The sequence below is a fragment of the Nocardia sp. JMUB6875 genome, assembly GCF_041154655.1.
Taxonomy (GTDB): Bacteria; Actinomycetota; Actinomycetes; order Mycobacteriales; family Mycobacteriaceae; genus Nocardia.
Map to the genome: position 1 here is coordinate 74,626 of NZ_BAAFGR010000005.1, position 20,013 is coordinate 94,638.

At 67.8% G+C, this 20,013-nt stretch carries 17 protein-coding genes; 5 read left to right on the plus strand and 12 right to left on the minus strand.

Annotated features, from left to right (window positions below; translation table 11 throughout):
• Positions 1 to 34 precede the first annotated feature (34 nt).
• From ACAM49_RS02640 to ACAM49_RS02655, 4 genes are read right to left on the minus strand one after another with little or no spacing between them, the layout of a single operon-like run.
• On the minus strand, positions 35 to 1,486 hold the full coding sequence (locus ACAM49_RS02640; RefSeq protein WP_369633834.1) for a GntP family permease: 1,452 nt from the start codon (positions 1,484 to 1,486) through the stop codon (positions 35 to 37).
• A 44-nt stretch (positions 1,487 to 1,530) separates the two neighbouring features.
• Positions 1,531 to 2,169: a bifunctional 4-hydroxy-2-oxoglutarate aldolase/2-dehydro-3-deoxy-phosphogluconate aldolase gene (locus tag ACAM49_RS02645; protein WP_369633835.1), complete on the minus strand. Its 639-nt coding sequence runs from the start codon at positions 2,167 to 2,169 to the stop codon at positions 1,531 to 1,533.
• Entirely contained in the window at positions 2,166 to 3,782 is a 1,617-nt protein-coding gene (locus ACAM49_RS02650) for an amidohydrolase family protein (protein ID WP_369633836.1), read from the minus strand. Before ACAM49_RS02650 ends, ACAM49_RS02645 begins: the two co-directional genes overlap by 4 nt.
• 10 nt (positions 3,783 to 3,792) lie before the next feature.
• Positions 3,793 to 5,343 (minus strand): amino acid deaminase, encoded by a 1,551-nt coding sequence (locus ACAM49_RS02655; RefSeq protein ID WP_369633837.1) that lies wholly within the window; start codon positions 5,341 to 5,343, stop codon positions 3,793 to 3,795.
• Positions 5,344 to 5,439: 96 nt separating this feature from the next.
• Between ACAM49_RS02655 and ACAM49_RS02660 the strand changes: the two genes are divergently transcribed.
• From ACAM49_RS02660 to ACAM49_RS02670, 3 genes are read left to right on the plus strand one after another with little or no spacing between them, the layout of a single operon-like run.
• A complete protein-coding gene (locus ACAM49_RS02660) occupies positions 5,440 to 6,474 on the plus strand; it encodes a sugar kinase (RefSeq protein WP_369633838.1) in 1,035 nt (344 codons plus the stop codon).
• Complete coding sequence (locus ACAM49_RS02665) at positions 6,471 to 7,229, plus strand: IclR family transcriptional regulator (protein ID WP_369633839.1); 759 nt, start codon at positions 6,471 to 6,473, stop codon at positions 7,227 to 7,229. Before ACAM49_RS02660 ends, ACAM49_RS02665 begins: the two co-directional genes overlap by 4 nt.
• 26 nt (positions 7,230 to 7,255) lie before the next feature.
• A complete protein-coding gene (locus ACAM49_RS02670) occupies positions 7,256 to 7,660 on the plus strand; it encodes a RidA family protein (RefSeq protein ID WP_369633840.1) in 405 nt (134 codons plus the stop codon).
• On the opposite strand, the gene ACAM49_RS02675 is transcribed toward ACAM49_RS02670, so the two are convergent.
• From ACAM49_RS02675 to ACAM49_RS02685, 3 genes are all read right to left on the minus strand, one after another.
• Positions 7,657 to 8,076, minus strand: coding sequence for a hypothetical protein (locus ACAM49_RS02675; RefSeq protein ID WP_369633841.1), 420 nt, complete (start codon positions 8,074 to 8,076; stop codon positions 7,657 to 7,659). The two genes, ACAM49_RS02670 and ACAM49_RS02675, sit on opposite strands and share 4 nt — an antisense overlap.
• 79 nt (positions 8,077 to 8,155) lie before the next feature.
• Positions 8,156 to 9,187 (minus strand): hypothetical protein, encoded by a 1,032-nt coding sequence (locus tag ACAM49_RS02680; RefSeq protein WP_369633842.1) that lies wholly within the window; start codon positions 9,185 to 9,187, stop codon positions 8,156 to 8,158.
• Positions 9,188 to 9,221: 34 nt separating this feature from the next.
• Positions 9,222 to 9,749: a hypothetical protein gene (locus tag ACAM49_RS02685; protein WP_369633843.1), complete on the minus strand. Its 528-nt coding sequence runs from the start codon at positions 9,747 to 9,749 to the stop codon at positions 9,222 to 9,224.
• 279 nt (positions 9,750 to 10,028) lie between these two features.
• Here ACAM49_RS02685 and rho point away from each other — a divergent pair, with 279 nt between their 5' ends.
• Positions 10,029 to 11,201, plus strand: coding sequence for a transcription termination factor Rho (rho, locus tag ACAM49_RS02690; RefSeq protein WP_369633844.1), 1,173 nt, complete (start codon positions 10,029 to 10,031; stop codon positions 11,199 to 11,201).
• Here rho and ACAM49_RS02695 read toward each other — a convergent pair.
• Together ACAM49_RS02695 and ACAM49_RS02700 are read right to left on the minus strand one after the other, a co-directional pair.
• Positions 11,188 to 11,973: an alpha/beta hydrolase gene (locus tag ACAM49_RS02695; RefSeq protein ID WP_369633845.1), complete on the minus strand. Its 786-nt coding sequence runs from the start codon at positions 11,971 to 11,973 to the stop codon at positions 11,188 to 11,190. The two genes, rho and ACAM49_RS02695, sit on opposite strands and share 14 nt — an antisense overlap.
• A 9-nt stretch (positions 11,974 to 11,982) precedes the next feature.
• A complete protein-coding gene (locus ACAM49_RS02700) occupies positions 11,983 to 13,290 on the minus strand; it encodes an MFS transporter (RefSeq protein WP_369633846.1) in 1,308 nt (435 codons plus the stop codon).
• Positions 13,291 to 13,411: 121 nt separating this feature from the next.
• Here ACAM49_RS02700 and ACAM49_RS02705 point away from each other — a divergent pair, with 121 nt between their 5' ends.
• Positions 13,412 to 14,959 (plus strand): DUF222 domain-containing protein, encoded by a 1,548-nt coding sequence (locus ACAM49_RS02705; protein ID WP_369633847.1) that lies wholly within the window; start codon positions 13,412 to 13,414, stop codon positions 14,957 to 14,959.
• Between the two features lie 370 nt (positions 14,960 to 15,329).
• Here the strand turns inward: ACAM49_RS02705 and pheT are convergent, their stop codons facing one another.
• The 3 genes from pheT to ACAM49_RS02720 all read right to left on the minus strand — a co-directional run bounded on the left by pheT (position 15,330) and on the right by ACAM49_RS02720 (position 19,826).
• Positions 15,330 to 17,828: a phenylalanine--tRNA ligase subunit beta gene (gene pheT, locus ACAM49_RS02710; protein WP_369633848.1), complete on the minus strand. Its 2,499-nt coding sequence runs from the start codon at positions 17,826 to 17,828 to the stop codon at positions 15,330 to 15,332.
• A gap of 47 nt (positions 17,829 to 17,875) precedes the next feature.
• Entirely contained in the window at positions 17,876 to 18,934 is a 1,059-nt protein-coding gene (gene pheS, locus ACAM49_RS02715) for a phenylalanine--tRNA ligase subunit alpha (RefSeq protein ID WP_369633849.1), read from the minus strand.
• A gap of 79 nt (positions 18,935 to 19,013) precedes the next feature.
• Positions 19,014 to 19,826 carry a potassium channel family protein gene (locus ACAM49_RS02720; protein ID WP_369633850.1) on the minus strand — a complete coding sequence of 271 codons (813 nt, stop codon included), beginning with the start codon at positions 19,824 to 19,826 and terminating at the stop codon, positions 19,014 to 19,016.
• Between the last annotated feature and the right edge of the window lie 187 nt (positions 19,827 to 20,013).

A 20,013-nucleotide genomic window follows, 5' to 3' on the forward strand; every position in this document is an offset into this window, starting at 1 on the left:
GAAGTGTCTGATTCCACTCTGCCCGAACGTCACCTCACGCGAGGATCGCGAAGAGGACCGCGGCCACCGCGAAGCTGACCACGGACAGGACTGTCTCGAGCACCGTCCAGGTCTGCAGCGTCTGTTTCACGGTCAGGTTGAAGAACTTCGAGATGATCCAGAAGCCACCGTCGTTCACATGGCTGAGGATGATCGAGCCGGCGGCGATGGCCATGGCGATGAGCGCCAGCGCCACCTGGGAGTATCCGTGCTCGGCCACCAGCGGGGCGACGATGCCGCCCGTGGTGACGATGGCCACCGTGGCCGAACCCTGGGCGATGCGCAGGCCGCAGCTGATCACATAGGCGAGCACGATCACCGGCAGTCCGGCCGCGGACATGGTGTGGGCCAGGGCGGTGCCGATTCCGGTGGCGGAGATCACCTTTCCGAAGAACGCGCCCGCGCCGACCACCAGCAACAGCATGCCGACCGGGCGCAGGGATTCCGCGGTGACCGCGCTGAGCTCCTGCACGGTGGAGCCGCGGCGGATGCCGAGCACGTAGAAGGCGAGCAGGACGGTGAGCAGCAGGGCGACGGCGGGGGTGCCGAGGAAGGTCAGGACCTGCAGCGGCTTCGAGCCCTTGATCAGCAGCTGGGTGCCGAAGGTCGCGCCGAGGATGAGGACCAGGGGCACGGCGATGATCGCGCCGATCAGGCCGACCGACGGCGGGCGCTTGACCAGCGTCGCGGTGGTCGTGTCGGGGGCGGCAGTGGCTGCTCCGGGGCCCTCGGTCACGCTGTCGGGTTCGCGCACCAGGAAGTCGGCGGGCACCTCGACGTGCACCCGCTTGCCGATCCAGCTGCCCCACACGATGCCTGCGGCGATGAATCCCGGTATGCCGCAGACGAATCCCATCACGATCAGCCAGCCCAGGCTCACCCCGAGCAGCCCGCCCAGCGAGACCGGGCCCGGGTGCGGCGGCAGGAACGCGTGCGTCATGGACAGACCGGCGAGCATCGGCATGGCGTAGAGCACCAGCGAGCGGCCGCCGCGCTTGGCGGCCACGTAGACCAGCGGCGCGAGCACGAAGATGCCGATATCGAAGAAGACCGGGATGCCGAAGATGAGGCCCAGCAGGCCCATGGCCACCGGAGCGCCCTTCTCACCGAAGAGACTCAGCAGCTTCTGGGTCAGAACATCCGCGCCGCCGGACCTTTCCAGGATCGCGCCGAGCACGGTGCCCAGGCCGATGATCACGGCGATGTGGCCCAGGATCGAGCCGAATCCGGTCTCCAGCAGGGAGTCACCGGATTTCAGGGCGGTGCCGACGATCTGCGACACCGGCAGTCCGGCGGCCAGGGCCAGGCCGAGGCCGGTGAGCAGCAGAGCGATGAACGGTTCCAGCTTGAACCGGATGATCGCGATCAGCAGTACGGCGATGGCCGCACCGCAGAGCAGCAGCAGTCCCGGCGTGCTGGTACGCAGCCAGTCCACGGTGGTGCTCATGGGATACCTCTCAGTTCACTTCTTTGATCCAGCGCAGTTTTGAATCAGCGCAAGGCTCGAACGAATGCGGCCGCGCGCGAGGCGATCTCGGCCCATTCGCCCGCCGCCACGGCGGCGGGTGGTACGACATCGGTTCCGGCGGTGACCGCGACCGCCCCGTGGGCGAGGAAGTCGGCGGCATTGCCCGCATTGACCCCGCCGGAGGGGATCAGGCGGACGTTCGGGAAGGGACCGCGCAGGTCCTTCAGGTAGCCCGGGCCCAGTGCCCGGGCCGGGAAGATCTTGACCGCGGCCGCGCCCAACTCCATGGCCCACATCACCTCGGAGGGGGTGAAAGCGCCCATGACGACCGGGATGTCGCGCCGGACGGCCACCTCGGCGACCTGCTCGCTGATACCGGGCGTGACCAGGAACCGCGCCCCGGCCTCGATGGCGGCCTCGGCCTGCTCGCGGCTCAGCACGGTGCCCGCGCCGATGACCGCACGCCCGGCCGCCGCGATCTCGCGGATGCATTCCAGTACGCCCGGTGTGGTGAAAGTCAGTTCCACCGCGCGGATTCCGGCTCCGGCGAGGGCGTCGGCGAGCGCCACGGGATCCGGGATCCTCGGTGCGCGCACGACGGTCAGTGCTCGGTCGGACAGGATCGCGTCCATGGCGGCCGTCCGGTGCTCGAGCGAGGTCATCGGGTCTCCTTTCGGGTGGCATCCAGGCGCAGGGCGCGGCCGGCGCGGATTCCGGTGGGTTTGCCCGCGTCCAGGGCGAATTCGCCGTTGACGAGGACGTAGGGGATGCCGTGGGCCTGCTGTTTGGGGTTCTCGAAGGTGGCCCGGTCGATGACCGTGGCCGGATCGAAGAGCACCAGGTCGGCGGCGTAGCCCGCGCGGATCAGGCCGCGGTCGCGCAGGCGGAGGCGTTGCGCGGGGCGGCCGGTGAGGTGGTGGACGCAGTCCTCGAGGGCGAGGACGCCGAGTTCACGGGTATAGCGGCCGAGATAGCGCGGGAAGGTGCCCCAGGCGCGGGGGTGTGGGCGGTCGCCAACCAGCAGGGCGTCGCTGCCGCCCATGTGGCGGCGGTGGCGCATGATGGCGCGCACGTTCTCCTCGTGGCCGACGTGCTGAAGGATGGTGGTGGCCAGCTGATCTCGGGTCAGCAGCTCGAAGAAGACCTCGACGGGCTCGCGGTCCTGGTCGGCGGCGATATCGGCCACCGTGCGGCCGACGAACTCGCTCAGCTCCGGGTTGGCGACGCCGCTGATCTGGATGGTCTCCCATTCGACGGTAACGCCGTGGCAGCCGTCAGAGCCATTGATATTGACGTCCTGGATGATTCGCGCCCGAGCCTCGGGGTCCGCGATCCGCGCCAGCGCGGCATCCGGGCCGCCGGACATGGCCCAGCTGGGCAGCAGCGCCGACAGCGTCGTCGAGCCAGGCAGATAAGGGTAGGTGTCGAGGCTGATATCGCAGCCATCGGCCAGCGCGGCGTCGATCATGGCCAGGAATTCCGGTGCGCGGCCGCGGTTCTCGCCGAAGTTCATGGTGGCGTGGGTCAGATGCAGGGCGCAGCCGGTGCGGCGGGACAGCTCGATCATCTCGGCGTAGGCGTCCAGCGCCCCCGCGCCGTAGGATCGGGTGTGCGGGGCGTAGAAGCCGCCAAATTCGGCGACCACCTCGCACAGGGCCGCGAGTTCCGAAGTGTCGGCGTACATTCCGGGCGTGTAGGTGAGACCGCTGGACATGCCGACCGCGCCCTCGCTCAGGGCCTGCCGCAGGATCACACGCATCTGCTCGATCTCCGCCGCGGTGGCGAACCGCTTCTCGCTGCCCACCACCATCAGCCGCAGGGTGCCCTGCGGCACGAGATAAGCGGCGTTCGGCGTGATCCCCGCCGTATCCAGCCGGTCCAGGTACTCCGCCACCGTCCGCCACGCGAAGTCGAGATCCGCGGGATTACCGTTCCAGCCCGCGATATGGCGGCGCACGACGGCCAGCGTGGCGTCGTCGATGGGCGCGTAGGACAGTCCGTCCTGCCCGATCACCTCGGTCGTGACGCCCTGACTCAGCTTCGGGAAATGCCCCGGATCGGTGAGCAGATGCAGATCGGAATGCGCGTGCATATCGATGAATCCCGGTGCCAGCACCAGATTCTCACCCTCATCGAGAATACGATCGGCCCCCGCGACAGTCCCGGGCGCGGCAATCTCGGCGATACGCCCGCCCTCGATCACCACATCGGCCCGATACCGCTCCCCACCCGTGCCATCGATGACATCGATATCGCGAATCAACAACTCAGCCATGCCATCCCACTCAGAAATACGTGGGCAGGAATCCAACGACCCGGGGCCGCTCGGCCTCCGCGTCATCGATCACCGGAATGAGCCGCCACTTGTCGAACGCCGTACATGGATGCGAAAGCCCCAGCCGCACCACACTTCCCACCGGAACATCGGCCCCCGACGCCCCCGGCAACCGCAGAAATGTGTGCTGATCATTCAGCGCCGACACATGCGCCCCGTCGGGCAGCGCTGTGCTTGCCGGTCCCGCAACCAACTGCGGGACCGGCAACCCCTCATCGAACGGAAAATCCCGCTTACCCGCATCGAGCAGCGCGAGTTCCGCCTCCGGACGGGACACACTGCGCGCCCAACCGTGCATGGCCGACCGCAACGGACGCTCCGCATGCCCGGCAGCCAACGGCGAAATCCCGGAATAGAAGCCGTCATCGTGCACCAGATAAGCCCCGGACCGCAACACCACCGCAGTCGGAACCCCGTGCGCCCCTTCCTCATCCGCAAGCCCGGCGAGCCGCTCGACGACCAGGTCCGGATACGCACTGCCCCCGGCGGTCACGATGGCGGCACGACCGCCACGCTGGCTCACATCACGCGAACTGGCCGACCCGGCCGCGCTACCGCCCACCGCGCCGACCGCGGCCTCGCTCAACCCGCCGGTGCCCGGTCCCCCATGCCCACCGAAGACACTTTCACGCAGTCCCGCACCGGCGGTAGCGGATTGAGCCGTATCCGGCTGCTCGATGAATTCGTCGTATCGTCCGGCGGCCGCGAGTTCCTGGTGCAGGATTGCGACCTGGTCGAGGTAATGACGCACGGCGGCAAGTGCTTCCGGGGTGCGGTCGTGGGCGAGAGCGCCCTCGTAACCGCCGACGCCCGCCAGGCGCAGGCGGGGCGACTTGTCGACGGCGTCGGCGACCTCGTGAGCAGCGGCGAGGCCGCGGGCGCCCGTACGGCCGTGTGGGCCACCGAGTTCCACGATGACGTTGAGTTTCACGCCGTCCGGGGCCGACTCGAGGTGGCGTTCCATTTCGTGAACCGAGTCGACGCCGTCGACCCAGCTGTAGAGCTCGAAGTTCGGGTCGCGGGCGATTTCGGCTGCGGCCCAGCGCAATGCGATCGGGTCGAGGAGCGCGTTGGCGAGCAGGATGCGGGTCAGGCCGAGGGAGCGGCCGACCTGGACCTGCCAGCCGGTGGCGAGGGTGATGGCCCAGGATCCGGCGTCGAGCTGTTCCTGCCAGAGCTGCGGGGACATCGTGGTCTTGCCGTGGGGTGCCAGGCGGACTCCGGCGGCGCGGGCCCAGTCGGCCATGACCGCACGGTTGGTGTCGAGCGCGGAACGATCCATGGTCAGCACGGGGGTCTGCAGGTCGTCCAGGTGCGGTGCCGTGGCCAGGTATTCACGCACGGTCAGACCCCAGGCGGCCGGTGGCAGCGATTTGTGCTGCGGGCCCAGGACCAGATCCCGGACTTCCCGGCCGGTCTCCGCGAGAGTCCGGCCGGGGGTCCCGGCGGCTGCGACTGCGTTGTCGGCGGCCACGACGCTCCTTCCGATCAGAGCAATCATGCATTGCATAATCTGCAACACTTGTTGCACATCGTGTTTCTGGTGGTTAGTCTGCACGTAATGTCCGAAAGCCGCAACCATTCGAAGGAGATTGGTGTGATCCAGCCGACCGCCCGGGCTGTCACCGTCGGCGAGGGCCTCGCGGTACTCATCGCGACACCGGGGCCGCTCGAGGATTCCCCCGTATTCGAGCGCGGCGCGGGCGGAGCCGAGGCGAATGTCGCGTGCGTGCTGAGTCAGCTGGGCATACCGACCGGATGGATGTCGCGGGTCGGGGACGACGGCTTCGGCCGGTATCTGGTCCGGCACCTGGCCGAGCTCGGCGTGGAAACCTCCGCCGTGACGGTCGATTCGACGCGGCCGACGGCGGTCTACGTGAAGGAACGCGGGAGTGGTTCGGGCCGGGCGACGGATCTGCCCGCCGGATCCAGCCGAATGCTGTACTACCGCACCGGTTCCGCCGCGAGCGCGCTGTCACCGGCGGATCTGGACGCCGCGGGCTCACTGCTCGAGCAGGCCGAGCTCATCCACTTCACCGGCATCACCACCGCGCTCTCCCCCTCGGCGACCGAGCTCACCGACGCACTGCTCGCACTCCCCCGGCGCGGCCGACTGATCAGCTTCGATCTCAATTACCGTCCCGCACTCTGGGCTCGCCGCACCGAATCCCCCGCCGACATCCTGGCCCGCCACATCGGCGGCAGCGATGTGGTGTTCCTGGGCGCGGACGAGGCCGAGGAGGTCTTCGGGATCGGCGACGCCGACCGGTTGCGCGCCGCGTTCCCACAGCCCCGGCATCTGATCGTCAAGAACGACAAGCATTCGGTGACAGGCTTTTTCGGCGCGGACCGGCTCGAGGTCCCGGCCCTGTCCCTGGAGGTCACCGAACGCATCGGCGCCGGAGACGCTTTCGCCGGCGGCTACCTCGCCGCGCTGCTGCAGGGCCGCCCGCACCGGCAGTTGCTGCGCTTCGGCCACCTCTGCGCCGCCGCCGCGCTCACCGGCACCGGCGATATCGCCGACCTGCCCCCGCTCCCGGCGCTCGAATCCCTGGCCGCGGCCGCCGATTCCGAGTGGACCGCCATCCATTACCACCCGGGCCTGCTCATCCCCGAGAATGTGGCGTCATGAGCCAGAGTCTCCAGCGCGCCCTCACCCTGCTCGTCGAACTCGGCGAGGAGCCGAAGTCCTTGGACCAGTTGGCGACTCGGCTCGGCGTGCACAAGTCCACCGTGCTGCGGCTGCTGCAGACCATGGAGGCGGACCGCTTCGTCACCCATGACAGCGAGCATCGATACCGGCTCGGCACCAGGCTTTTCGAGCTGGCCAACCGGTCGCTGGAGGGTCGCGACGTGCGCACGGTGGCGCGACCACACCTGGCGGCATTGAACGCCGATACCGGGCAGACCGTGCACCTGGCCACGTACGAATCCGGTGAAGCGGTCTACATCGACAAGCTCGACGCCACCCACAGCGTGCGCATGTACTCGCGCATCGGCCGCCCGGCGGCGCTGCACTGCACGGCGGTCGGCAAGGTGCTGGTGGCCGCGCTGCCCCGGTCGCAGTGGGCGGCCATCGCGAACGGCCTGGACTACCGCGCCTACACCGACCGCACCATCCGCACCCCCGAGCAGTACCTCGCCGAACTCGAACTCGTTGCGGCCCAAGGCTTCGCCGAGGACCACGAGGAGCACGAGAGCTTCATCAACTGCGTGGCCGTCCCGATCCACGACGGCACCGGCGCCACCGTCGCCGCGCTGTCGGTGTCGGTCCCGGACATGCTGCTCGATCACGACCAGGTCCTCGGCCTGCTGCCGCGCGTGCGCGACACCGCCGAGGCCATCTCCGCCGAGCTCGGCTGGAGTCCGAGCCTCGACAACAAATGAAAGCCCCGACCAGCGAAAGGCCGACCATGAGCCAGAAGATCGCCATCCGCACCGACAATGCCCCGGCCCCCGCCCACACCTTCTCCCAGGGCGTGCGCAAGGGCCCGTTCCTCCAGGTCTCCGGTCAGGGCCCCGTCGACCCGGCCACCAGCGAGTACCTGTACCCGGGAGACGTTGCGGCCCAGACGATCCGGACCCTGGAGAATGTGAAGGCGATCGTCGAGGCGGGCGGCGCGAGCTTCGACGACGTGGTGATGCTGCGCGTCTACCTCACTAGGCGCGAGGACTTCGCCATCATGAACGAGGCGTACGGGAAGTTCGTGAACGAGCACACCACCGGCGGCGTACTTCCCAGCCGGACAACGGTTTTCACGGGCCTGCCCCGCGAGGAGATGCTGGTCGAGATCGACGGCATCGCCATCGTCGATTAGTCGACGCCGATATGCTGATGGTCGGTGCGGATGCGGCCGTCCTCGTTCAGAGCCAGGACGTCCATCCCACCGCCGACCACGGTGCCGTCATCGGTCACCATCGACCAGGTGAAGGCGATGACGTTCTTCAGCAGCGGCTTCGCCTCCCCGCGCTGCACGAAGCGGTGCCCGGTCGCGATGAACATTTCGTAGGCCCGATCCACCCGCCGCTCGAGCGCGTGATGCCCACGCACCTCCAGCACCGGAATCGGGAAGTTCAAGTTGCTGGCGGCATTTCGAAGATCCTCCGGAGGATCGACGAGGATCTGCGCCCCGTCCTCGGCCCAGAGTTTGTGAATCAGCTTGTGGCGCAAGGCCGGATCCGATTCGTTCCACTGGGCCAGGTAACGGTCGGCGAGTTCATTGATGTTCGTCATGGCACCGAGTCTGCTCGGACTCGGTGCCATGCGCGATTCCCTCCAGGGAATGACGTCCCAGCCCTGAAGGGAATGAGCCTCAGTTCCCGGCGAGCACCGCGAGCACGGGCTCGGACAGGAAGAACGGCTCCAGCCGCTCGCGAATCAGCTTGGCCAGCACACCATTCCGCTTGGCGGCCTCCACCACGGCCGGACCGTAGCGCAGGATCTCCTCGGCGATGATCGCCTCGGACAACCCCAGCTCCGGCAGCAGCGCGGCGAGGGTGTGGTCGCCGTACTTCTCGAAGAACACCTCGACGCCCTGGTCCACCAGCACGCCGACGTACTCCTTGTTGCGGGTGGTCAGCGCGATCCGGTAGATGATCTGCGCCAGGTCCACCAGATCCTGCTGGGACAGGTACTCCTTGAGGCCCGCGACCGGTTCGCCGGCGTGCAGGTCCCAGAATTCCATGGCCGCATCGTGCACGGGCGAGTCACGCAGCATTTCGCGGATCGCGTTATTGGTGCGCTTGAGCGCGAATTGCGCGCCCTTGCCCGCCATTTCGCCAATGAAGGTGCCGCCCGCCTTCTCCGCGGCCTTGCGCGCCGACTTCGCGGCATTGGTGCCCATCGACACCAGCGAGCCGACGCCGGGAATCTTTCCCGCGATCTGCTTGTTGGTCTCCATGAAATCGTCGACCAGCTTGTCCACGAACTTGGCGGCCACGGTCGCGACGAGGGGGCTCTCGGTCAGCCGTTCCAGAATTCGTTCCTGGGCCTGGTGCATGCCGAAGATCTTCTCCAGCAGCGCCTCGACCGGTTCCCGATCCACCACGTCACCCAGCGTGTAATCGGTGTTCTCGGCGATGTCCTGGTACAGCGAGCCGGCCAGCGTCTCGACCATCTCGCCCAGCACGGGGCTGCCGCCGATCAGATCGATGACATTGGCGACGGTCTGCTTGGCCTGCTCGATCTCCACCACGTCACGGAAGATGATGGTGTCTGCGACACCCACCACATCCTTCACGTCGCGGGCGATCACTTCGGCGAAGCGGTCGCCGCTGACCTCGGCGACAATGAAGTCGACCTGGAGATCGAGCAGTTTCTCGGCGATTTCGCGAGGCTCGGTCACTGTTCCACCCATTTCGATAAGCGGAACGCCGGGATCACTCGGAATCGTTGCCCTGCTCGGAACCCTTGCCGTGCATCGATTTTCGAATCTGATCCAAACGTTCCCGCGCGGCCTTGGCCCGCGCATCCCACTGTTCCTCGACGCTACGGCCCACGGGTGTCTGCCGATCGAGTTCGCCCATCCCCTGCGATGTGCCGTAGCGCTGCTCGACCTTATCGCGAACTGACTCGAAAGTAGGGACGCCGGAGTTGGTATAGCCCCCGAGCCCGGGTGCGGACGGCATACCCGCAGGCGGTACCGGTACCCCGGCCACTCCCGGACCCCCTCCGACCTGCCCCGATACGCCAGCCGTCTGAGACTGTGAATAGCTTTCCACCGGCAGGGTGTCAGGAGTCACATCGATGACATCGGGGGCATGACCGAGGGTGGCGGCCAGCGACTGGGCCACCGCGTGCAGGGCGGCCAGACCGGCCCTGCCGTCCGTGGCGACCTCGACGACGGCCGCGAGTTCGGCATCCGGCAGTTGCGCCAACAACGCCGCGAGTTCCTGGGCATCGCTCATGGATTCCAGGCTACGCAACTCGCCGGAGCGGAGGGGGCATTGCCAAAGCGTCCGGGTTCGGCGTACGGTGGGGTCGTCGCAGTCTCGTGGACGCAGGTAGACACCGAGTCCCTCCCGCGAGATTTCCTCCCCCGAGTTCGATCCCGGCAGTGCTGTATCCATTCACCCGGACTCACTCGGATTCACCGGCGGTTTCCTACCGCCATCGGCCGTATCAGGCCGCTCCAATCATTCACTCCCGGTGCACAATTCACCGATTCCTCCATAGGAGAACCACTCATGACAACCATCGAACGCATGCCGAGTCCGGCTCAGCCCGACCCGGCCCGAGAACTCGATCACATCGAAACCCTGTCCCCCGCAACGGGAATCCTGGACATCACCGGCCAGACGGGAGTGCTGCGCACCAGCGGCTACCTCTCCGGCCCGAACGACATCCACGTACCCACCCGCCTGATCCGCGGACACGGACTGCGCCGCGGCGACCTGGTCGCCGGCCTGGCGCAGCCGAATCCCAAGAGCGGCAAGCACGCTCCGCTGGTGCGCGTCGACACCGTCAACGGCCATCCGGCCGCCGACCTGCCGCAGCGCCCGCACTTCCGGGACCTGACCCCCGTCCACCCCGATGAGCGACTGCGGCTGGAAACCACGCCGAACAAGCTCACCACCCGCGTCGTCGACCTGATCATGCCGATCGGCAAGGGCCAGCGCGCCCTGGTGGTCGCACCGCCCAAAGCGGGCAAAACCTCTGTGCTGCAAGCGATCGCGCACGGCATCGCCGCCAATCACCCCGAGGCGCACCTCATGATGGTGCTGGTCGGCGAACGCCCCGAGGAGGTCACCGACCTTTCGCGCGGAGTTCCGGCCGAGGTCGTCGCGGCCACCTTCGACCACTCCCCGGCCGAGCAGACCGCCCTGGCCGAACTCGCCATCGAACGCGCGCAACGCCTGGTCGAGGAGGGGCGCGATGTCGTGGTCCTGCTCGACTCGCTCACCCGGCTCGCCCGCGCCTACAACATGACCGGCCACGCCTCCGGCCGAATCCTTTCCGGCGGTGTGGATTCCACGGCGCTGCTGCCCCCGAAGCGGTTCCTGGGCGCGGCCCGCAATATCGAGGGTGGCGGTTCGCTGACCATCATCGCCAGCGCCCTGGTCGAAACCGGTTCGCTGGCCGACACGGTCATCTTCGAGGAGTACAAGGGCACCGGCAATGCCGAACTCAAACTCGACCGCACCCTCGCGGGCCGCCACATCTTCCCGGCCGTGGACATCGCCAAGTCCAGCACCCGCCGCGACGAACTCCTCTTCGCCCCCGACGAGCGCCTGGCCGTGACCAAGCTCCGCCGCACCCTCGCCGAACTAGACGATCAGCGCGCCATCGACCTGCTGCTCGACGGACTGCGCAAGACCGGCAGCAATGCCGAGTTCCTCGCCAACATCATCCTGAAGTGAGCCGCCTGGGCGGCAACACCCCCGCCGCCCACTCGGCCACCGTCTCCGCCCAGCCCGGGAAGCCGATCAGATCGTTGTGCATCCCGCCGGTGTAGATCACCAGCTCCTTGGGTTCCGGCGCGGCCGCGAACAACGTCCGCCCCATCTCCACCGGCAGCAGCTCATCGGAATCCCCGTGCATGATCAGCACCGGACACCGCAGGCTCCGAATCCGCTTCAAACTCGGATAGGCGTTGGGCACGAACACCTTCGGCAGGAAGGGATACACCGCCGCGGCCGCATCCCGCAGCCCGGTGAACGTCGACATGAGCAGCAGAGCGGCAGGCGGAAACGCATTCGCCAACTCCAGCATCACTCCCCCGCCGAGCGACTTCCCCAGATACACCACCCGATTCGGGTCCACCCCGGGTTGTGCGAGCAGCGCGGCCCGCGCCGCCCGCGCATCCCGGTAGGTGCCCTGTTCGCTGGTCCGGCCGGTGCTGCGCCCATAGCCGCGGTAGTCGAAGACGAGCACGTCGAATCCGACCGCCGCCAGCATGGCCAGCATCGGCGACCGATCGCCGATGTTCCCGCCATTGCCGTGCGCGAACAGGATGTGCCCCAGCGGTTCCCCGGCCGCCCGGACGAACCACGCGTTCAGCGTCTCGCCGTCCGAGGCGGTCAGTGACAGATCCGCGTACGGGAGACCGAACATTTCGGGCGTGGCCACGATCCGCCGATCACCCGGCTGATAGGTCAGCGCATTCAAAATCGGGTCCGCCGGATGCCACATAGTCCTTTCTTACCCCACCGGCTCCCGAATTCCTCGCCGCAGGGCCAATGCGCCCAGCGCCGAGGCCACCATGCAGGCCCCGACCACCCACAATCCGGCCTTCTGCGTACCGGTCCAATCCTTCAACCAGCCGGTTATGTAGGGCGCGGCGAAACCGCTGACATTGCCGATCGAATTGATCAGGGCGATACCGCCGGCGGCGGCCGCACCGGAAAGGAAGGTGCTCGGGAGCGCCCAGAACGTCGGCAGCGCCGCCAGCACCCCGACCGCGCAGACGGTGACCGCGACCATGGCGCTGAACGGATTACCGAGGTAGAGGGTCACCGGAATCGCCAGGCCGCCGACCAGCGCGGGCAAGGCCACATGCCAGGCGCGCTCGCCGGTGCGGTCACCGTGGCGGCTCCACCACACCATCACCACGGCGCCGATCACATACGGGACCGCATTGATCAGGCCGCGTTGGATTACCGAGTAGTGCGTGCCGTACTGCTGCTGGAAACCGTTGATGATGGTCGGCAGGAAGAAGCCGAGCGCGTACAGGCCGTACACGATTCCGGCGTAGACCAAGGCGAGCGCGAGAATCCGCGGATGCGTCAACGACTTTCGCAGGGTCCAGTGTTCATTGGTGGTTCGTTGCCGTTCCTCGGCCGCGAGCTCTTGGGCCAGCCATTCCCGTTCCGCAGGTGCCAACCACGTCGCCTGCTCCGGGCGATCGGTGAGATACCACCAAGTGACGACGGCTAGGAGCAGCGAGGGGACGCCCTCCACCAGGAACATGAAACGCCAGCCGCTGAGGCCGAAAACACCGTCACCCCATTGCAATATGAGGCTGGACAGCGTTGCGCCCAAGGCGGTGGAAATCGGCACCGCCGTCATGAACAACGCGACCACGCGTGCTCGCTGCCGTTGCGGGAACCAATACGTCAGGTAGAGCAGGATGCCGGGGAAGAATCCGGCCTCGGCGACGCCCAGCAGGAAACGCAGGGCGATCAGGGCCGTCCCGTTCGGCACGAACGCCATCGCCGAGGCGATCACGCCCCAGGTCACCAGGATTCGCGCGATCCAGCGGCGCGCGCCGAATCGGTGCAGTGCCAGATTGCTGGGTACCTCCAATACGAGGTAGCCCAGGAAGAAGATGCCCGAGGCGAAACCGAACGCTGTCTCGCTCAGGCCGAGGTCGGCCTTCATGCCATTGGGGCCGGCGAATCCGATGTTCACGCGGTCCAGGTAGTTGACGAAATACAGCAGGCCCAGGAACGGGACCAAACGGACGGTCACCTTGCGCACGGTGGCGCGGGATAGATCGACAGACTCCACTCGCGCATTCTGCTTCATCGGGAGGCGGGCGGGGTTTGGGAAACGCCAAATATTCTGAAAGTGCTTATATCACAACGCAATTCGGCTATCAATGCGATCATGATGGAGGTAGAATTAGAACATGAATTCGATGGGGGTGACATTCAACGACTGCGGGATCGCCGAACTGGCGGCCGCGGTCGAGACCCTGTCGAACACCGTCGGGCACGGCAACCTGGCACAGTTCTCCGACCCCGAAGTCATTGCGTTGATGCAGCAGTTGGAGACCTGCAAGCGTCAGCTGTCCGCGCTGGATTCGAAGCTCATCATCGAGGCCTCCGATCGCTCTCTGCCCGAGGCCAGCGGCGCGGGCAAGCTCGTGCCGTTCCTGCGCCACACCCTGGGCCTGTCAGCGCATGATGCGTCGGTGCGCGTGAAGATCACCCGCGAGTGCGCGGAGGTCTTCGAGCCGACCGGGCACCTGCGCCCCGCCGCCCTCGCGAAGGCAGCGGAATCCTTTGAAGCAGGCGATATTTCGCGCGATCATGTCCGCCATATCGTGGACATCATGAACCACCTGCCCACCGACATTCCCGCCGAGGCACGGGTGGAGACCGAGCGCCTGCTGGTCGAGAAGTCCTGCGAGGGGCTGTTTCCCGACGATCTCCCCAAGATCGGCCGCGAGATCCTGGCCCGCCTGGACCCGGACGGCAAGGTCATCAACGACGCCGACCGCCGACGCCGCCGTGGCCTCATCATCGGCCGCCCCGGTGTCGATGGCATGAGCTGGATCGAAGGCTGGCTGACCCCGGAGCTGCGCGCGCTGCTGGACGCGTTGCTGGCCAAGTTCGCTCGCCCGGGCATGTGCAACCTCGAGGACCCCGACAGCCCGGCGTCGGATGTCGCCGGGCTGGGCGCGGTCATCGACTCGACCGTGCTGGAGGCGGCCGCGCGCCGGGATCGCCGCGATATCGGGCAGCGCAACCACGACGCCCTCTTCGCGCTGCTGCAGCCCGGCGTCGACTTCTCCAAGCTCGGCAACCACCGCGGCCTGCCCGTGCAGGTGTGCCTGTCGATGAGCCTCGAAGACCTCGAGCGTGGCACCGGGATCGCCACCACCGCGACCGGCGGCCACATGTCCGTCAACGAGGCATTGAAGATGGCCACCGGCACCCGCCCGGTGCTGACCATCCTCGACGCCAACGGCATCCCGCTCTTCCTCGGACGCTGCAAGCCGCTGACCAATCCCCCTCAGCGCCATAGCGACTCGGCCTCATCGAAGGGCAAGTCCGGTAAGCAGACCGCGACCGCCCAACGCCTCGCCACCCCGGGCCAGCGCCTCGCGCTGATCGCCCGCGACAAAGGCTGCACCCACCCCGACTGCGACGCGCCACCGTCCATGTGCGCCGCCCACCACGTAATCGATTGGGCCAAAGGCGGACCCACCGATCTGACCAACCTGGCACTGGTCTGCGACCACCACCACGCCCTCGTCAACGACAGTGCCGACGGGTGGTCAACGGTGATGCTCGGCAAGAACTCCCCACACCCCGGCCGCGTCGCCTGGATCGCTCCCAAAGCCATCGACCCGACGCGCACGCCCCGCGTGAACGAGAAACATCACGTCGGGCAGCGGGTCGCCACTAGCATCGCCGCAAGCTGCCGGGAGTGGGGTTCACGGGCGGCCTGATCCCGGGCCGCTCATCCCTCCCGCGCGTCCGCAAAGCAAACGAAAAGTGTGGTTACGTCGCCTGCCCTACCGCACTTGGGCTGACGCCGAGCCGGGAGCCGCCACCCGCCGATCCCAGCCCACGGACTGCACGGATCACCTTCAAGACAAACCAAAAGGGCAAAGACCCAAACCCCTCGCCGTCAGCCCCTCGCCCACGCCCGAATCGGACACGCAATGGGCATCTTTGAGTGTTCTACCCCGGGCCGCTGCGCGCCCGAGCCTCGAGGAGGCTGGTGCCGCAGCCGAGGCCGCGAACCCAGCCACCTCCTCCCCCTTCTCCAGGCGTCTTTGTCTTTGCTTCTTTTGTCTTTTTGTCTTTCGCTCTCCGTCAGCGGAGAACGGCTCCCACTGCCGACGACGCAGCGGAAACCGCCGCGTCACGCGCCGCGCTGGCCTCGTCCTCGGTCAGCGTCCGGTCCGGCGCCCGGAAGCGCAGAGCGTAGGTCAGGGACTTGCGACCCTCACCCGCCTGCGCACCCTCATAAACATCGAACAGCGAGATGGTTTCGAGGAGTTCGCCCGCACCACTACGGAGAGCTTCCTCGACCGACGCCGCAGGCACGGCCTTGTCCACGCTCACCGAGACATCCTGAAGCACCGCCGGGAACGCGGAAACCACAGGCGTGGGCCGAACTTCACGCATCGGCAGCGCATCCAGATCCAGCTCGACCGCACACGTGCGCGGCGGCAGGCTGGAGCGCTCCAGCACCGCCGGGTGCAGCTCACCGGCGTGGCCGACGACGACGCCGTCCACCACCAGCTCGGCACAGCGGCCCGGATGCCACGGAAGGTACTGCGCGGCACGGCGTTCGATCACCACACCGGCGGCGTCGGCGATCGCGTCGACGAGGGCGAAGGCGTCGCTCGCCTCGACCGCGCGGCCCGGACCCCACGGCCCGCGGGGCTCGCGGCGGCCGGTGAGGACCGCGCCGATCTGGATCGGCTGCTGCGGCAACGACTTCAGCAGGATCCCGATTTCGTCTTCGGTGGGGCGGCGGTCGACGGGGATCGGCTGGACCGCGACGGTCTCCTCGGTCGGCAGGGTGACCTGGCCGATGCCGTAGATGGCGAGGTCGCGCTCACCGCGGGAGATGTTGCGGGCGGCGATTTCCAGCAGACCCGGCAGCAGGGTCGAGGAGAGCTCGGCACGCTCGACATCCAGCGGGTTGAGGACGCGCAGGGTCTTGCGGCGCGGGTCGTCGGCGTCGAGGCCCCAGGTGTCGAAGACGCCGCCGGGCATGAAGACCGGGGCGGGGACCTCGACGCAACCCTCGAAGGCCAGCGCCTTGCTCACCGCGCGGCGGCGGCGCTGCTCGGCGGTCAGGCCGCGACCGGCGGGGGCGGTGGGCAGCACCGACGGGATCTTGTCCAGGCCCTCGAGGCGCAGCACCTCCTCCACCAGGTCGGCAGGCTGGGTGAGGTCGGGCCGCCAGCTCGGCGGGGTGACGACCAACTGGCCGTGTCCGGCCTCGCTGACGCCCACCTCGATGGAGCAACCCACCTGCTGCAGGCGGCGGGTGGCCGCGCCGGGCGCGTAGTGCACGCCCGCGGTGCGGTCGGCCAGGTCGATGTTCATGGCGATCGGCTGCGGGGCCGGGGTCGGCACGCGCACGTCGGTCAGCACGGATTCAACAGTGCCACCGGCGATCTCGGCGAGCAGCGTGGCGGCGCGGTCCAGTGCGATCACATTGATCTCGGGATCCACGACGCGCTCGTAGCGACGGCTCGCCTCCGAGGACAGCTTGTGCCGGCGCGTGGTGCGCGCGATGGCGACCGGGTTCCAGGTCGCCGCCTCGAGCAGCACATCGGTGGTCTCCGAGCCGACCTCGGTGCTCGCGCCGCCCATGACACCGGCCAGCGACACCACGCCGGAGTTGTCGGCGATCACGACGTCCTCGGCGTCCAGGGTGCGCTCGACCTCGTCGAGGGTGCGCAGGGTTTCGCCCTTGTGCGCGCGGCGCACCACGAGCCCGCCCTGCACCTTGGCGGCGTCGAAGGCGTGCAGCGGCTGGCCGAGCTCGAGCATCACGTAGTTGGTGACGTCCACGGCCGGGGAGATCGGGCGCACGCCCGAGAGCAGCAGGCGACGCTGCAACCACCAGGGGCTCACGGCCTTCGGGTTGACACCGGTCACCCGGCGGGCCGCGAAACGGGTGCACAGCGACTCGGGCTCGAGCTTGACCGACCAGGCCTCGGCCTCGCTGTCGGGCAGCAGGCGCTGCGCCGGATCGCCGTACTCCAGGTCGAAGCCGCAGGCGAGTTCACGCGCCAGGCCGCGCGCCGAGAAGGCGTAGCCTCGGTCGGGCGTGATGGCCAGCTCGATGACCGTATCGTCCAGGCCCAGCAGCACATTCGCGTCCGCGCCCGGCTCGGCGGTGCCGGGCTCCAGCACCAGGATGCCGCTGTGATCCTTGCCGATGCCCAGCTCGGCGACCGAGCAGATCATGCCGTTGCTGGTGTGCCCGTAGGTCTTCCGCGACGCGATCTTGAAGCCGCCGGGCAGCACGCCACCCGGCAGCACCACGACCACCAGATCGCCGACGGCGAAATTCCGCGCGCCGCAGACGATCTCCTGCAGCTCCGGATTGCCGACGTCCACCTTGCAGAACCGGATCGGCTTCTTGAACTCGGTCAGCTCGGTGATCTCGGCGACCCGGCCGACAACCAGCGGGTGCTCGATGTCACCGCCCACCGGCTCCAGCGGATCGACCTCTTCGACTTCCAGACCGACCCGGACGAACCCCGCGTCGAGTTCCTCGGCCGTCACCGACCACCCGGGGGTGGTCCGCTGCAGGATGTCTGTCAGCCAGGACTGCGCTACTCGCACTTGACGTTTCGCTTCCTTGTTCAGTGAATGGACTCAGCGGGGTCAGATCAGGACTGGATGCCGAACGGCAGCGTGAACCGCACGTCGCCCTCGACGATGTCGCGCATATCCGGCAGGCCGTTGCGGAACTGCAGGGTTCGCTCCAGGCCCATGCCGAACGCGAAACCGCTGTACACCTCGGGATCGATGCCGCTGGCGATCAACACCTTCGGGTTCACCATGCCGCAGCCGCCCCACTCGACCCAGCCGGGGCCGCCCTTCTTGTCCTCGAACCACACGTCCACCTCGGCGGACGGCTCGGTGAAGGGGAAGTAGCTGGGCCGCATGCGGGTGGTCGTGTTCGGACCGAACAGCGCCCGCGCGAACGAGTCCAGGGTGCCCTTGAGGTGCGCCATGGTCAGGCCCTTGTCGACGGCCAGACCCTCGACCTGCGAGAACACCGGCGTGTGCGTGGCATCCAGCTCGTCGGTGCGGAAGGTCCGTCCCGGGCACACCACATAGATCGGCAGCTCGCGAGACAGCATGGAGCGCACCTGAACCGGCGAGGTGTGCGTGCGCAGCACCTGCCGCGAACCCTCGGGCGCGATGTGGAACGTGTCCTGCATGGTGCGGGCCGGATGGTCCGGCAGGAAGTTCAGGGCGTCGAAGTTGAAGTGCTCGGTCTCGACCTCGGGACCCTCGGCGACCTCCCAGCCCATGGCCACGAACACGTCCGCGACCCGCTCGGACAGCACCGAGATGGGGTGCCGCGCACCGGTCGCGTGCCGTCGCGCGGGCAGCGTCACGTCGATGGTCTCGGCCACCAGCACCGCGGCGTCGCGCTCGGCGAGCAGTTCGGCCTGGCGCGCTTCGAAGGCGCTCGACACCCGGCCGCGCGCCACGTTCACGCGCTTACCGGCCTCGGCCTTCTCCTCCTTGGGCAGGCTGCCCAGCGATCGCTGCGCCAGCGAGATCGGGGACTTGCCGCCCATGTATTCGGTCTTGGCGGTCGCCAGCTCGTCCAGGGTGGCGGCCGCGGCAAACGCCTTCTCTGCAGCTTCCGCGGCAGCAGCGAGCGATTCCTCGCTCAAGGCAGCGTTCTGCTCGGCACTGTTGTCATCGGCCACGATGGTTCGTCACTCCCCAGGCTGGTTACGGGTCGGGATTGCTCTCCCATTCTTGCTGGTCGCATCGTAATCCTTGTAATCAGCCCACCTCACCTGGATTTCCCCAGCTCGCAGCCACCTCCCGGCGTGGTTCGGGCCGGGCGGCCGCCGCCTCCGACCCCAGCTCGGCCCGCAGCTCAGCGATCTCGGCACGCAGCGAACGGACCTCGCCGAGCAGTTCCTCGAGGTCGCGGTCGGCCCGCTCCACCGATTCGTCGACAATCCGCAACTTATCGATGACCCAGCTGGTGGTGGCACCGATGGTGAAGGAGATCAGCCCGATGCCGACGGTCATGAGCACCACCGCGATCAGCCGTCCGGTGAGGGTCACCGGATGGAAATCGCCGTAGCCGACCGTGGTCACCGACACCATCGACCACCATCCGGCCTCGCCGAGGCTGTGGATATTGCCGCCAGGCGCGTCCCGTTCAGCGTCGTAAACGGCCACGCTGCACAGCAGGACGAGCAGCACCGAACTCACCCCGACGAACACCGCCAACCGCATCCGCGCCTGGAACCGGGTGTGCCGATCGACCGCGTCGATGATCAGCAACGCCGCGCGCAGCAACCGCAGCGGCCGCAGGGGCGGCACCAGCACGATCGACAGGTCCAGCCAGTTGTGCCGCAGGAACCGCCGCCGATCCGTCGAAATCCGCAGCCGCAAAAGGAAATCCGCGGAGAACACCACCCAGATGGCGATATCGATCCGGGTCAGCCAATGGTCCAGCGCCGGTGTCCGTCCGTGGTCGAGCACCTGCCACACATACGAGATCAGAAAGGCGAGCGCCAGCGCCGTGAAGGGCACCGACGTCGCGTGCTCCCAGTGCATACGACGACTCGCGATTTGTGCCATGGCCAGCAGGATCGCATCCCCGGGTGACGCGCATCCCCGATCCCGCGAAGTGGTACCAATGAATCCGTGAAGTCCCGCCCCGTGACCCTCATCGACGACACCGACCACCTCACCGAGTACGGGGCGGCCATGGACCGCATGCAGGAGATGTGGGAGCAGCGCGTCGCCGACGAGCGGCCCGACACCC